This is a genomic window from Aliivibrio sp. EL58, from assembly GCF_900312675.1.
Taxonomy (GTDB): Bacteria; Pseudomonadota; Gammaproteobacteria; order Enterobacterales; family Vibrionaceae; genus Aliivibrio.
In genome coordinates this window covers 390715-406070 of the sequence record NZ_OMPC01000001.1, presented here as the reverse complement: position 1 = coordinate 406070, position 15356 = coordinate 390715, and the positions used below count along the sequence as shown (strand labels likewise).

The 15356-nt window shown below is 38.1% G+C and carries 12 protein-coding genes; 1 reads left to right on the top strand and 11 read right to left on the bottom strand.

Going from position 1 to position 15356, the window contains the following annotated elements; translation table 11 throughout:
- Nucleotides 1–49 precede the first annotated feature (49 nt).
- The 4 genes from ED622_RS01655 to ED622_RS01640 form a co-directional block, all read right to left on the bottom strand.
- Nucleotides 50–1942, bottom strand: coding sequence for an EAL domain-containing protein (locus tag ED622_RS01655; RefSeq protein WP_122032230.1), 1893 nt, complete (start codon nucleotides 1940–1942; stop codon nucleotides 50–52).
- 142 nt (nucleotides 1943–2084) lie between these two features.
- On the bottom strand, nucleotides 2085–2729 hold the full coding sequence (locus ED622_RS01650; RefSeq protein WP_122032229.1) for a sugar transferase: 645 nt from the start codon (nucleotides 2727–2729) through the stop codon (nucleotides 2085–2087).
- A gap of 15 nt (nucleotides 2730–2744) precedes the next feature.
- Complete coding sequence (locus ED622_RS01645; protein ID WP_122032228.1) at nucleotides 2745–3929, bottom strand: glycosyltransferase family 2 protein; 1185 nt, start codon at nucleotides 3927–3929, stop codon at nucleotides 2745–2747.
- Nucleotides 3926–5014: a glycosyltransferase gene (locus ED622_RS01640; RefSeq protein WP_122032227.1), complete on the bottom strand. Its 1089-nt coding sequence runs from the start codon at nucleotides 5012–5014 to the stop codon at nucleotides 3926–3928. The genes ED622_RS01645 and ED622_RS01640 overlap by 4 nt, the downstream gene beginning before the upstream one ends.
- 334 nt (nucleotides 5015–5348) lie before the next feature.
- Between ED622_RS01640 and ED622_RS01635 the strand changes: the two genes are divergently transcribed.
- Nucleotides 5349–6557, top strand: coding sequence for a BamA/TamA family outer membrane protein (locus ED622_RS01635; RefSeq protein ID WP_122032226.1), 1209 nt, complete (start codon nucleotides 5349–5351; stop codon nucleotides 6555–6557).
- Here ED622_RS01635 and ED622_RS01630 read toward each other — a convergent pair.
- The 7 genes from ED622_RS01630 to ED622_RS01600 form a co-directional block, all read right to left on the bottom strand.
- Nucleotides 6481–7980, bottom strand: coding sequence for a chain-length determining protein (locus ED622_RS01630; RefSeq protein ID WP_122032225.1), 1500 nt, complete (start codon nucleotides 7978–7980; stop codon nucleotides 6481–6483). The genes ED622_RS01635 and ED622_RS01630 overlap by 77 nt on opposite strands.
- Nucleotides 7977–9122, bottom strand: coding sequence for a glycosyltransferase (locus tag ED622_RS01625; protein ID WP_122032224.1), 1146 nt, complete (start codon nucleotides 9120–9122; stop codon nucleotides 7977–7979). The genes ED622_RS01630 and ED622_RS01625 overlap by 4 nt, the downstream gene beginning before the upstream one ends.
- Complete coding sequence (locus ED622_RS01620; RefSeq protein WP_122032223.1) at nucleotides 9112–9879, bottom strand: acyltransferase; 768 nt, start codon at nucleotides 9877–9879, stop codon at nucleotides 9112–9114. The genes ED622_RS01625 and ED622_RS01620 overlap by 11 nt, the downstream gene beginning before the upstream one ends.
- A gap of 102 nt (nucleotides 9880–9981) precedes the next feature.
- Nucleotides 9982–11418, bottom strand: a complete 1437-nt coding sequence (locus ED622_RS01615; RefSeq protein ID WP_122032222.1) for an O-antigen ligase — start codon at nucleotides 11416–11418, stop codon at nucleotides 9982–9984.
- Nucleotides 11415–12866, bottom strand: coding sequence for a lipopolysaccharide biosynthesis protein (locus ED622_RS01610; protein WP_122032221.1), 1452 nt, complete (start codon nucleotides 12864–12866; stop codon nucleotides 11415–11417). Before ED622_RS01610 ends, ED622_RS01615 begins: the two co-directional genes overlap by 4 nt.
- Nucleotides 12863–14026: a glycosyltransferase family 4 protein gene (locus ED622_RS01605; RefSeq protein ID WP_122032220.1), complete on the bottom strand. Its 1164-nt coding sequence runs from the start codon at nucleotides 14024–14026 to the stop codon at nucleotides 12863–12865. Before ED622_RS01605 ends, ED622_RS01610 begins: the two co-directional genes overlap by 4 nt.
- Entirely contained in the window at nucleotides 14023–15300 is a 1278-nt protein-coding gene (locus tag ED622_RS01600; RefSeq protein ID WP_122032219.1) for a glycosyltransferase family 4 protein, read from the bottom strand. Before ED622_RS01600 ends, ED622_RS01605 begins: the two co-directional genes overlap by 4 nt.
- Nucleotides 15301–15356 lie beyond the last annotated feature (56 nt).

Genomic DNA, 15356 nt, shown 5'->3' with positions numbered 1-15356 from the left:
ATAACAGATTATTCATTCATTTTCTGTACCTAGAAATACTAAAATTCACCTACATAAATTGAAAATAGGGAGTTCCGATTGAAGATTGATTGAACAGACCTTCTTCAAATTTATCAGCACTAATGGGTTTTGAATATAGATAACCTTGAATAGAGTCGACGCCTTCAAGCGTAACAAATCGTTCTTGGTTATGATTTTCAACGCCCTCTGCTACGACTTTTAACTTTAGTTTTTTTGCAATATTAATCATGGCGCAAACAATGTTTTGATCGTCAGTACAATGCTCAACATTTTCAATAAAACTTTTATCGATTTTTAACGTATCAAAAGGGTATTTTTTGAGATATTGGAAAGAGGCATAACCTGTTCCAAAATCATCAAGGGCAATCGATATACCCATGTCATGAAGTTTGTTTAATGTTTTAATCGCTAGATCTTCGTCAGCAATGAGTCCACTCTCAGTCACTTCTAATTCTAAATTTTTAGGAGGCAGTTGGTAGAGCTCTAAAAGTTGTTGAACATGTTGTACAAAGTGCGGGTCTTTTAATTGAACGGCAGAAATATTAACGGCGGTGATTAAGTTTGGAGAATTAATTATCCATTCAGAGGTCTGTTGAATCGCATTTCTTAGCGCAAAATTCCCCAACTCATAAATGAGGCCATTACGTTCAGCAAGCTGGATCAAAACTTCATTAGAAATAGCGCCTAGATGAGGATGATTCCAACGTAATAATGCTTCACTGCCTAGCCAACGTTTTGTATAAGGACACACTTTAGGCTGGTAGCTTAAGAAGAGATCATTATTACGAACGGCTTCGAGTAAATAGGCTTCAATTTTATGTTCAGATAAACTTGATTTAAGGGGAAGAGAGCTACCTGAAATCGTAAATGTCTTACCTAAATTCTGGCACTCTATTACGGTGTTATAAGCACATTTAAGTAAGTCGTTTCGAGATACATTTTCTTTAGAATGGACAGCTCCGATGTAGCTTTGTAAGTGTATTTGGTCTTCATTATTAAAAAAACATGCTTTACCAATTTCAGATAAATGTTTGCACAACTGCGGTAGCTTTCTTTTGTCGGCATGAATAATTAATAGGATATCAGAAGAGTCTAAGCGGCCAGTAACAGAGGTATCCGTTATTTTGGTTAATTTAGAACGATACTCTGTTAATAAAAGATCAAAAACAGAGTGTCCATGTTCTTGTTGAATTGTTCTACTATTTGCAAAGTGGATATGCAATAGAACAAACTTTTGATTATTATTGATTAGCGCATCCATGTGGCGATATAAAGCAACCGCATTGAGAAATCCAGTGCCAACATCATGATTTTTATGATATTCCACTTTTTGTTCTGCAGCTCGACGGCAATCAATTTCATTCGCTAATTTTCTGTTTACTTCATTTATATTCTGATTACTTTCTGCGATTTCTAATTGTAGTTTTTTATGATTATTGAGCAATTCTGTGTGCTGAAATAAGATGTTGAGCTGTACTTCGATAGATTTCTGATAGGTTTCTAATAAGTTTTGATATACAGGATCAAACGAATTTTCTTTAGTATCAAGAATGCAGACAGTACCAAAAGGGGTATCGTCTGGCCAGAAGATAGGCAGTCCACAATAAGCGACCATGTTATGGGTAAGATCTGGATTACCTTGCCATTCAGGATCTTTTAATGCATTTGAAATTATTAATTTTTGACGGTGTTTAATGGTATGTTCGCAATATAAGTTCTGGTGTAATGCTTCTTTATCCCCAATAGAATATGGATTATCTAATGAGGTATTAGCAGAGAATACTTCCATATCCTGTTCATTAATACGCATAACAAGAGCTACAGGTACCTGCGTCAGTTCAGCAAGTACGCTAAGCATATTTTGCCAATCTTGCTGAATCTTTTTAGGAATGACAATTGAAGATGTCAGGGACTTCTGCATTTTTAAGGCATCCAATAACCAGTAACGAATAAAGCATTTATAGTAGCAGCTTAATACTGGGGTTATGAGTCTCATTTTTAATATTGCGACGTCTTACTATTTATAAATCATTAGATTAAGTAATAATACAACATACTTAACATTATTGACCACGAGCAAACAGCATCACTTTAATGGTCATAAGTAAAATAGAGGTGTCCGATTTAATCCAACTAGAGATAGACCGAAGAGAAAGGGCATAGCTATGATCAAACCCTACTTTTGAGCGGACATCTTCTATACAGGTGTCATAGCCTTGATTAACCTGGGCAAGACCTGTAATTCCGGGTAGTACACCATATGTACGATCACTAAAATAAGGGATCTCTTGTTCTAGTTTATTGTAAAATGCGGGTCTTTCGGGTCTTGGGCCTACAAGAGACATATCGCCATTTAGTACATTAAAGAATTGTGGTAATTCATCCAAACGTGTTTTTCTTAAAAACTTGCCCACAAGAGTAACTCTAGCATCACCTTTAGTCGCAAGCGTTGCCCCTGTTGTTACTTCTGCATCTTCTACCATGCTTCTGAATTTAATCATTTCAAAAACATGCACTTGTTCTGGCATTGCTTTACCAACTCGTAGTTGGCGATAAAACACAGGGCCTCTTGAGTTCAGCTTGATAGCCAGTGCAATAAAAGGAAACAGCGGCAGAGTAAGCAGCAAACCAATTAAAGATAAGCTGACATCAAAAACTCGTTTTGCGCGAATAATTGGTTGGTTAATGGTGTTATAAGAATCTATCATAATCAGTTCCTTTTATTATTTATGTACGCGAGTCCAAGAAGATTTCGGCTTATTGAAAAGGTAATTAAGACCGCCAAGTAAATTCGCGGTGTGTCCAATTACGAGATAGGTTAAGGCTTGGCAGTATTTATTTGAGAAAATACGAGGAAATACGAAGCCCATAAAACCTAAGCTATATCCAAGCGTTTGCCCTATAAACGCGATAAAAAATAATGGATTAGATAGCAATAATGCAGAGCCAATATAAGCCATTATCATAAAGTAGGGCATGGTAAATCTAAGTCCTTTACCTGATAAGAAAGTAAAGGCAGTGCCCTTGTATTTGGGACTGAATAAAGGAAATAATCGCAGTAGTTGTTGAAGGTTTCCAGCTGATATTCTTAGGCGTCGTGAAAAATCCTCATCTTGAAAAACTCGTTCGAGCTCTAATGCGCGAATGCTAGGGTCATAAATTGCTTGATAACCTTGTTCGACAATTTTCATTGGCAGGATAAAGTCATCATTGATGGTGTCTTTATCCAAGGCAATAAATAGCTCATGTCGAAAGAGATAAAAAGCACCATGAGATCCCAAGCTTGAACCTAGAGCCGCCTCTTGCTGTTTAATTTTGGTTTGGTATTCCCAATATTTTTTTTCACCTTCAGAGCTTGGTTTTAATAAATGGTAGGTTGGATTAACTACACCAATATTTGGGTCTTCAAAGTGCTTTGCTGCAACTAATAAGGCGTCGTAAGAGAGCAGGGCAGAAACATCACTAAGGGCAATGATATCGCTATTATATTGAGGTATTAATTGATTGAGTAAGGTGACTTTTCCTTGATTATCTTCAAATACGAGAACCTCGATATGTACATCAGAGCAAATAGCTTCTTGAATTGTATTATGCGCAATGGTTACCGTATCATCTGTACAGCCGTCACAAGCGATAATGATTATTAGTTTGTCTGATGGGTAATCAATACATGCTAAATTTCTAATCTTATCAGCTATCCATTCTTGCTCATTATAAGCAGGAATAATCATAGTAACTGTCGGTAAAATACGATCTTTTTTTGATTGATGGAATCCTCTTGGCGTTATTTTTATACCATGCTGAGGGTGTTTTTTTGAAAACCAATGTAAAAATATTGGGTATAACGCATGATGGTATACCACGGCAATAATACTGATAGAGGTTATTATAATAAGGATATTATTCATATAGTTACTCCTGGAAAATAGAGATTTTCATACGCCGTTGCCATCGATTTTGCATGGTTATTATTTAAAATATAATCCCTTGGGCTGCCTGTTTTAGGGAGAGCCGTAATGCTAATAATTGCAGACGTTAATGCAATGGGTAAGTTACTGTTTACCAATTGACTGTATTTAGGACACAGTGTTTCTGAAACTCCTCCTACATTATGAGCAACACAAGGTATACCGCATGATTGAGCTTCTAGAGTCGATAGCGGGAAACCTTCATTATTTGAGGGCAAACAAAACACATCTAGTGCCTGATAAAATGTCGGCATGTGATCGATGTGTCCTAGAAAATGTACTCTGTCTTCTAATTTGTACTGGGTAACTAAGTTTTTTAAATACTCTTTTTGTGACCCAGAGCCAGCAAGAAATAAATGATATTTTTTATCAAGAAAAATCATGGCTTCTATAAGATTTGGCTGGCCTTTTACTTCTTCTAGGCGGGCTGCATTACCAATAATAATAGCGTTACTGGGTAAATTTATACCGAGTGCTTTTCTAGCGATTTTCTTATTCCCAATATTAAATTTATAAGGGTCAATACCATTTTTTATCGTATAAATAGGATAGTTTAAAAAGATCTTATTTAAGGCTTTTTTAACGAAATTAGCGTCAGCAACGAGTATAGGCTTCGATAAAAAAAGGATTAATTTTTGTATATAACGATCTTTTTTTTCATTTAAATGCCAAGCGTCATGTTCAGTATGAATATGTTGGACTTTATTACTCATTTTTGCAGCCAAGCCTGAATAGAACATTGGGCCAATATGGTGTGAATGAACGATATCAACGTCATAGCGTTCAAAGATATTCATCAGTTGTTTGACTGTCTTCATTGATATCCCTGCGGGTTTATCTAGACAAATCACTTGGTCTTGATATTGAACCAGTCGTGGCCAGTTCTTAATTGTATTAAGGAGTTGTCCTTCTAAGCTAACTACCATGATGCGATGATTGGGATTAGAAAAGGTCAACATATCTAATACCATGGTTTCTAATCCTCCAGGAGAGAGGTGTTGTACGACATGAATAATGGTCTTCATAATAAACTCCTTTATCGTTTAGTTATGAAGTTGCAGAGTTCGTGCCATAAACATTAACCTTTTTAATCAAGTGTTTATGTTTTCATTTTTTATTTTTTGCAAATTGAGAATTAATATAATAATTACCAATTTGCATTTTAGAAGAAAGTTACAGCATGCGAGAGGTTACTCTAAATAGGTAAATGAGAGATGACATAGTTAGGCCTATACGGTATATTCTGTCAGCACGTTGTACTTTTAATATTAAATTAGACGTGAGTGTTATTCTGTTTATTTGAATCCGAACCAAAAATGGAAGAAATGGTGCCATCATGTGGCTGGAGTAAGGTAGTTTATGAAGTTGTTTTCTACTGTAGTAAGTGCGCTTACTTTATCAGTATCGTCCTTAGCATTTTCTGCGGATACTGATGTAGATGATCCGACAATTGAAGCAACTTCTGCCTCAGAACGCGAAGATAAATTTCGCTTTGTTGTTATGCCTTTTTATGACCCAAGTACTGATGCTGGGATCACGGTCATGCCTATTTGGGCTTTCTATCCTGATGAATCAAGCTCAGAAGCGTCCTCTATTTCCCTATCTCTTATCTATACGCAAAATGACAGCTATATCGGAAAAATAAATACGGATTTTATTTTAATGAATGACGTGTTGCAGGCTTCCACTGAAATTAAGTTTAGTCATACCAATATGACCTTTGATGTTCTTGACACTGGGACATTTCAAATTGAAGCAAATGCGGCTCATGAAGAGTTATCGATTGATGGTGATGTTTTTTATAAGCTGCATAAAAACTTCTTTGTAGGATTAGGCTCTAACATAAAGTCAACTCGTTACATTGGTAAAGATAATGCGGATAGTATTATTTTAGCTGCCGTTGATTTACCTGCTGAGTTTCAAACGGATGTTGGCATAAGTGCGTCTATAAAGTGGGATTCAAGAGATCATTATTATTACCCGCATAATGGTGTGATGTGGAAATTGGTTTATGAAGAGCATGCCGAATGGATGGGTAATGACCCTGATAACACTTATTCGTCGTTGTATGGTGACTACCGTCATTATTATAGTTTAGATAACAATGAGCAGCATATCTTAGCTACGAAATGGGTTGGACGCTATTTACTGGATGCTGAAAATGCACCAACCAGTGCCTACACGACTTATGGACGCCAAGGTCGTGAAATTCAAAGAGGATTTGTGGTTGGTGATTATACTGCCTCTCATTTAGCCAATGTTGAGTTTGAATACCGATATGCTTTCAAAAATACCAGCTATCAATGGTTAGATAAATCTATTTTGGTTGCTATTGCAGGAGCAGGTAAAGTATTTGGCGAGCAACTTGTTCAAGTTGATGATTGCCAACAGAACTGGTGTGAGAAATACCAAAAAGTGCCCTTTAAAGAGGCTGATACGTTAACCGCTGTTGGCGTAGGTTACCGTTATACCATTTTACCTAAAGAGCGTATTAATTTGAAAATGGACGTGACGTATAACAGTGATCAAGAGTGGATTGCTTATTTTGGAATAGGTGAAAGCATTTAACAGGTTGTGGTGGTATACGACTTAACACTGGGGCATCGCTAAGTTGTTGTATCTCATCTCTTCTTCGTATTGTTGTATCGCATAGCTCTGCAATAACAGCCATTCCTATACCAAGGCCAATACCTCCAATTAATCCTGCAATAACAAAAAGTATATTAGGTAAGTTTGATGGACTATTTGGTGTATAAGGTCTATCTATTATTTTTACTCGTTTTTCTTGCTCAAAGACACCAAGAGAGCGAGTTAATTTCGCCATTTCAAATCGCTCTACTAAGTCATTGTATAGCTCTCGCTTTAAGACTAAGTCTCGTTGTAATTGGTATAACTCTTTTTCATTCTCACCAAATTGCGATGCTTGTACTTCCATATCCTTGATCATGCTTTCGAGAACTCGCGTTTCTTCGCTTAAGGCATCGACTTTACTAGTAGCCTTTTGTAGTTCCTCAAGTTGAGAGAGCAAAATAGGTGGCGCTTTGGCAAGATCTTCAACACTATTGCTGCTGGCAATATCCCACAGTTGCTCACTACTTAATCCTGGTTGAGTTTGAGAGAGCAGACGAGTTCGTTCTTCTTCTAGTCGATTCAGGTTTCTTAATTTGCCCTGAACTTTACTGTGCTGAGGGGTGTATTTGGCTTGAAGTAGGGTTAACTCTCCACGAATTCGAATGATTTGTTCTTCTATTTTACCGATAACTGGATTAGTTTTTGATAATTGTAAGTCAATAGACCCTAAGCGTTTTTCAGCACCAGCAAGCTCTGCTTGACGCTCATATAAACGCTGTTTGAGCTTGGTTAAGCGATCTAAACTGGTGATTTGCATTTCAGGAAGAATGGTATTTTCACGGCTTTTAAATTCAGCAAGTCTTCCTTCTGCGAGATCTAATTCTTTACGACGTTGATCTATATTGTCTGATAAGAATTGACTTGAATCCTTCATTGATGAGCGCTCAGGAGCCAATAATTGTTCAGTAAAATGACGGCTCACGGCTTCTAAGGTCTCTTTCATACCTTCAGGTTGGTTAGATTGGTAATCAATGCGGATTAAATCCTTCCCCGCCATGTTGACTGATAAACTATCAGATAGGCGAGCAATGGCATTATCAATAGCTTGAGGTGACATTGATTCATGAACATAGCCTCTTTCTTTAGCAACTAGCCCTAAAATATGGCGGCTGTGCAATAAGGTTTGTAGTGAGCTTAAACGTTCTTTTAGCATGGTTGATACCGCTAAATCCTCAAGGAAAGGGTTCATTTTTGCGGTTTCTTGAATAAGCATACTGGTATGAGAGTCGTAATATTTTGGTGCCAATTTACCAATTACTAATCCAATGATTGGCATCAGTAAAATAGGAATAGCGATCAGATAGCGACGACGCCATGCTGATTCAAACATAATAAGAAAACGTTGGCTTAATGTGATCATAATGCCTCCAACCAAGCCTCAAGTTGCTTAGCTTTTGCTTGCCATGTATGTGACTTGATGAGTTTAGTTTGTTGCTGCGTTCGTTTATAAAGTGCTTCTTTATTCTGTTTTAGCCATTCTTGCTGTATAGAGTTTAAGCTTGAGTTGAATTCGGCTACTGAATTTACAGTGTGAATCGCTGATTTATAAGGACGTAACGCCGGAAAATCAGTACTGATAATGGGTGTTCCTGTTGCTAGATATTCCAAAAGCTTAAGTGGATTACAGGCTCTTATTTGCTCGTTATCGACAAATGGCAATAGACTTACTTGCCAATGCTGACTGTAGCGTGGCAACTGGCTATGAGGTTTTGGTCCCATAAGATGTACATTTTCACGTGGTGTTATTGGGTTATAAGCTAATTCATTTTGTCCAATAAAAACAAAATGCCAATCTGGATTGATTTCAGTTATTTGATTAATTAACTCATAGTCGAGCCATTTGGATAAACTGCCATAAAATCCAGCAATGGGCCTGCCATCTTTAGGTAAATCTTTTGCTCTAAAAACGGGTTGGTTAAATAAAGTAAAATCGACACCATGAGGTAAGAATTGTACTTTTTCTTCAGGAAATTTATGGCATAGCGTTGGGCTCGCCGCGAGAATTAGGTCTGATTTTTGTATGAGTTTTTGTTCATGTTGAAGAACAACGTCATGATCAACACCAGCCAATGCACCAAAATCATCTCCGCAGTAATACACAATGCCTGACTCACCTAGACTGCCACAAATATCAGCAACAGTAGGAAGAGAAGTCCATAAGATTGGACGGTGAAGCTGGGCTTTTTTTATAATCGGTTTTAATTGCTGAACAATTAGCTGCTTGGCTACCCAACGCGTAAACCTTCCTTTTGGTGCTGGAATTGTTTTTAAATTCACGGTTTGAAAAGGGGCCGATTGATTTTCTTCTTTGATGTCTGTGGTGGTTTTTGTCAGTTTAGTCCACACTCGTTTAATATCATGCAAAGACCAATTAGGTTGGCGTAATCCAATCGAGTTTACCCAAATCACTTTACGAGTCAGTGACAGTTGTTTAATTAAATGTTGGGTACTAGAGGGTAAACCACCCCAATCTTCGCCAAAAACGATAAGATCACGCTTCATAATTAACTTCCTCTTTGTTAGTACCTGAGGTTGTTATTGAAGAGCTTATATCTAGAGGTTTAATAACTTTTGCAGGGTTTCCTCCAGCTAATACAAAGGGGGGCAGACTTTTGGTTACCACGCTGCCAGAGGCAACAATGGTACCTTCACCCACCGTCACATTACCAATGATACTAACTCGAGAACCAAGCCATACGTCTTTTTCTAAAATAATGTTCCCGACTTGGCTGTCTAAATCGGCTTTACCACGTGCTCGTTCTGTAGGATCAATTGGGTGTCCGGGGTAGCCACATAGGAAGCCTTGCCCCGCAATACGTACGTTATCGCCAATCACCACTTTATTACCAACTGCAATGGTGGTTTGCCAACAAATATCGACATTATCGCCTACGGTGAGAGTAGGGTTAGCTGAGTTTGTACGACCGCTAAAGGTAGTTTGCCCTGAGATGCGACAATCATTACCTATGGTCATCGTCAGTGGGCCGCTAAAAAAGGGCAAGCCGCCGTATAGCAGTGTGCGTTTACCATAGCTATTTAATCGCCCTTTAAATGCAGGAACATAAAATACAAGATGGGTAAAAGCTTGCCATTGAGTAATGATGGTTTTATGTAGCCCATAAAAGAGCTTATTAAGAATTTTAGGTGTTGGTAGCTCAAAGTGACGAATGGCTTTAGCAATGTGAAATAGCGTTGTTGCTAATGGGCTCTCACCATTTTTTAGCCATTGCTTTAGGCGATAGACAGATAATGTACTCATAATGGCATTCCTTTTTTGATAACTCTTATAAAGAGTGTTTCATAGATTGTGCCAATTATTTTCTGGTTGTTTTTCAGTGTGTTATCGGTTTGTGTTTTTAATTTACTGGTTTTTCTCATTTTGAGAATCGTTTTGAATTTCGCTTTCTCTCATATCTATCTCTATTTTATTGAGCGCAATCTCACTGGTTTTAGTCACTGCAACCACTAAAGCGGCTAAAATATAAATCGGCCAATTAAAACCTTGAGTTAAAAAAGTGCCTGATACTATGGTACCAATTAAGCCTGCAAATATAGATTGAGCACTGGCATAAATGGCGGGATTGATTTTATCTTGTACTGCTTTTACTGATTGTAATGTTCGATTGGCACTTTTGATTAGAACGACGATTAAAGCAATAAAAACGCTGAGCCCAAGGAAGCCTGTTTCAGCAAGTACACCAAACCAAGTACTATGAACTGCATGGTTTAACCCATCCCAATGAGGGCTGTAATAAAAGTAATTAGAATAAAAATTATCCAAACCTACGCCAGTGATAGGGTTGCTCACCGCCATTTTAAAAGCGGCTTCCCATGCGTATAAACGTCCCATTGCAGATGCATCAACCCCTGCTTCTGCTGCGCCTCCTGATGATCTATCAGAGATCCCTGCAACTACAAATAAAATCCCACCAGCAATGACAGCTATCGTCATTAATAGCACTTTTGATTTTATTCTTTGTAATCCATAGATCCCAAAGACTGCGATCATACCTAGTAACCCACCTCGACTTTGCGTTGCCATCACCGCCCAAAATAAAATGGGAATGGCGATAAAGCCAATCATACGCTGATGCCAAGGTAGTTGATGTGTCACCAATAAACCAACGGCAAATGAGGTAGGGAACATCAATACAAGAGCAAGATCATTAGGATCACCAAGCATAGATCCTAACTCTCGACCTATGGTAACTCGGGTTTCTTCTACTAAGCCAATACCTCCTAACTTGTTTTGAATGGCGACAATACCGACTAAGACACCTGCGATGGTGATGGCTTTTAGAGTAAAAGCAAGCTGCTGAGGGCTACGCACTAATACAGCGATAGCGAATGTCATTAAAATGATTTTCCAGTAAATATTTTTGAAATACTCAATAGCAATAGGGCGATTCCCCGCTAACACAATACCAAGAATAACGAGCAGTAAAAAACAGCTTAATAAGGTAAATTCTCGGCACCAAAACAGCTTTATTTGTTTAGTTATTCCCACTTGCCAGCCTAAAGCGGCCAAAGAACCTAATGATAATAGTAGGGGAATTTTTAAGTTATAAAGTTGAGGAAAGACTTCGTGAATACGGAAAAAAGAAAATATCACAAAGAACAGTACCATTAAGAAGGGACGATTGAGTGTATAAAGCACAGCAAGAGGAAGAATCCCCAAAACAACCACAAGTGAAGGGTGAGGAAATAAGCGCCATAATACTCCGGCAAACAGTGAACAGATGATCGCTGTAAACCATTGCAACGGTTTTGATTGAAGTGGCGCGTTATTCATATTCATAGGAATTTCTCACCTTGTTCATTCTTAGGTAAAGTAATTAATTGTAATTGCGAAGCAAAAATAACCACTGAGGTGGTGCAGAGTCCCGCCATCATTAACTGAATACCAACAGAAAATGAAGAAAGACTTAGCGCAATGGACACACTGGTAATTAGTAATAGCACGCTTAATTTTCCCAACGAGTAAGGTAATGGATGAGCGCTCTGAGAGAGTATAAAGGTGAGTATTACTCGCATTGTTTGAGCTAAGATTAGGGAGGTAATGACGCCATTCACGCCATTCACGCCGTAAATAGGTGTAAGAACTAGAATAGCAATCATGCCAAGCCCTGTGGCAAAACTGTTAATCCATAATAACTTTTTAGTCTGTTTCTCAGCTAATGCACCAAGGTTGATTAATTCGTTTAATTCCTTAATTGCTGAAACGATGATCAAGGCAACGGCGATGTTTTTGGCTTGTTGATAGCTTGCTGGCATTAACCACTCAATTAATACTGGAGCCAAGTAGCAAACTAAAACGGTTAACCCGCACAGTAAAACAAGGCTGCTTTGGGTCATTTTAGCGGTAATTGCTTTTCCGCGTGATTGCAAATAGTCAAAACGTTTAGGCATCCACCACATACAAAAGGGCTGCATTAATAAGGTTAATGCTAAGGCAAATTTTAGGGCAACAGCATACAGAGCAAGATCAGAAAAGCTTGTGTTCTCAGCTAATATCCATCGCTCAAATCCATTTAATCCAAAAGCGACTAAGCCACTGGCCATTAGAGGTAAGCAGTAAGGAATACAAAGAGTCATCATTTCTTTGTTAAATAGATAACTAGTGCCATGTACTTTTTTGTTCTGTTTGGTTTGTAGATAGACAAGTACAACGACTTGCAGAGCAGCACTGATAAAACCAGCGAATAGAATAGCAGTAACGCCATAACCCTGATAAAGCACAATTACGGTTAATACAGCTTGAAGCAAAGCGCGGCCAGTGGTTAAGTAAAAGAACAGTTGGGCTTTTTCTCGCATTCTTAATGAAGCAAGAACAACGGCAACCATACCTTCAAAAGCCAGAGGCATTAATAGTAGTTCTAACTCAATAGTGTCGGCGTATTCTGGTTTCCATTCACTGATAAAGGGGCTTAATAACCAAATGATAGGAAGAGCAATCGCACCAACAATCATAGTAAGGGTAAATATTTCACCTGTGATCCGTCGTTTTTGATGTGGATCTTGCTCTGCACCAGCAAAGCGATACAGTGCTTCATGTAGCGATAATCCTAAAATTACGCTTAATATCATTGCAAAGGTTGATAATAACTCTAAGCGTCCTAGCTCATGTTGAGATATGTGATTAGCAATATAAGGCAGCATAAAAAGAGATACCCCTTTCATTAATACAATGCTGCTGCCATAAAGTGCCATGTTCTTTAATGCGGGTGATAAAGAAAGTAATTTCATTGTTTCACCTCATTTAAAGCCAGTGAGGTAATCGAGCGTTTTTCCATGGCTAATTTAATTGGTAAATAGCACTTTTCTGCTTGATAGCCTTGAGATAGGTGTGCACCTGATTGACCTAATTGTGTAATGAGATTTAGATTACCATTTGCTATTGATAGCTGATGCTGTAAGGAGCTCATGTCATTAGGTTTGTATTTAAGGCAATTTTTATTGTGAGTTAATATTAAATCCCAAAACGCACCATCAGAAGGGATTACCACACACATCCCAGCCATAAGCGCTTCTAAAATTGAAAGTCCAAAAGGTTCTTGATGACTAGTGGATACAAAAATATTGCTTTCAGATCGTAGCGTATTTAGATTAGATGGCTGATGATGCCAAGTAATACTTTTAATCTGTCTTGGGGCTTGTGTTGTGGGTAGTGCATTGTTTTCAGGGGTTAAATAACAGATATTTGTTGGAATTCGCTCATTCGTAGGAATGTTCTCTATGGTTTCTAACAGTAAATCCAACCCTTTCCATTTTAAAATTGAAGCGGCCCAAAATAGCTGTGGTGATTGATACTGACATGGTGTAGGACGGTTTTTCTCACCTATCCCATTAACAAATGGTTCAAAGTGATGGGTTGCCAGTAATTGTTCTTGTCTTTCCATTTGGACTGATGCGCTCTCTTTTCGCCATACCTGCTTAAGTGCAGCAAGCAAAGAGGGATAAGTACTTTGAAGATAAAAAACATGCTCAGCATGGCAAAGGCATAAACCAATAGAGCGAGATAAGCCAACAGGACCGTGAATAAGTTGCGTAATTTGATAGCCTAAAAACCACTTCATAATATAAATAGGCATATCAATACCAGGGCCAGAGGCTCCCACGGCAACATCAATTTTTCCGTAAAATAGTCTTGTGTATAGTAACCAAAAACAGAAATAAAGCTGTCTAGCCCAATAGCTTTTTCCATACTCAGAAATTGGTAGCCAATTAGGGTGAGTCATCTTAATAATTTCGACATTTCTTAATAACCAAGAGCTTGGGTTCGTCGTTAAGATGGTTATGCGGTTATTTTTACGATCAAGTAAATCCAACATTTCACGAGTGGCGACTTTTGAACCACCTGCATACGTAATTGGGTCAAGGACTAAAATATGATTGGGTTTATTCATGATTTGTCTCCTTGTTTAGGAAGATCTTTAGGACTTGAACTTGAAGAGAAAATCTTACCAATTAATAGGTTAGATATATAAGCTAGATTTGAGAATACAGGGTGAAGCGCTTGTGTTAATGGGCGTGCATAGGGGGTAGTTGCTGTTGTGCTTAGTTGTTCTTCATACACAGCTTCAAATTGTTTGGTGTATTGTGAGAGAGAAAAATAGCGGTAAACGGTTTCTTTTCCTTTTCTGCCCATCTGCTCAGCAAGGTGAGGGTTATGAATAAACACCATAATCGCTTTGGCAAAAGAATCACTGTCTTCTGGTTGGGTTAGTAATCCTGTTTCATAATGGCTGATCACCTCTGGAATGCCACCAACCATAGGTGCAATAACGGGTAATTGAGCTAATGAGGCCTCGACTAACGCTAAGCCAAAAGCTTCATCTCTTGCCCCACTTATATAAGCGTTAATGTTGCTTTTTAATAGGCCGACTACATTGCATTTCTCCCCTAAAAAATGCACATTGTTGCTTAAATTCAGTTGTTCTGCTTGATGTTCAAGTCGGGCTCTTTCTTCCCCTTCGCCAATAATAACGAGATGGATGTTAAGCATGACAGCATCAACTTTATCTAGGCTTTCAATAATTAAATCAACGCCTTTTCTATGAATTAGTGATCCAGAGGTAGCAAGAACAAAGGCGCTCTTATCAATATTTAATTGGCCACGTAATAATGTGGGTTGTTGAGTATTTAGTTTGTTGGTATTTATACCATTTGGGATTATTGTTATTCCATTTTCATCATAACCATCTTGTAATAAACTTTGACCAATCGCATTGCTGACAGTTACCAATTTAGGACTAAGATGAATGCCTAAACTTAGGCGATCACGCAATGGATATTGAGTGTGAAGGTGGGTAACTAATGGCGTTTTAGTATGACGAGCGACCATACTCATCCACTGGCATGGAGCTGCGCTATTACAGTGAATTAAGTCGACCTGATGGAACTTTATTATCTCTTTTCCTTGTTGGTAGAAATCGTGCCAATTTAAGAAAGAGAAACGAGGGGCTTGCCATCCAAGTAATAAAGTAAAGGGGGTTACATAACTCGCACTTAATTGCTTTTCAACCTGATCAACAAGGCGCTGTTGGTTACACCATAAAATGCAGTTATATTTTTGGTGATTAATGCTTTTAATTAGATTGATTAAGCAGACTTCAGAACCACGGATCCAATCATCACCATAATGAACAAACAGTAAGGTTGTTTTTGTTGTTTTTTCCATAGCACACCTTCCTCGTATTCTCTCTGATATAAGAGATAGAGCAAGGGCAGTGCCAG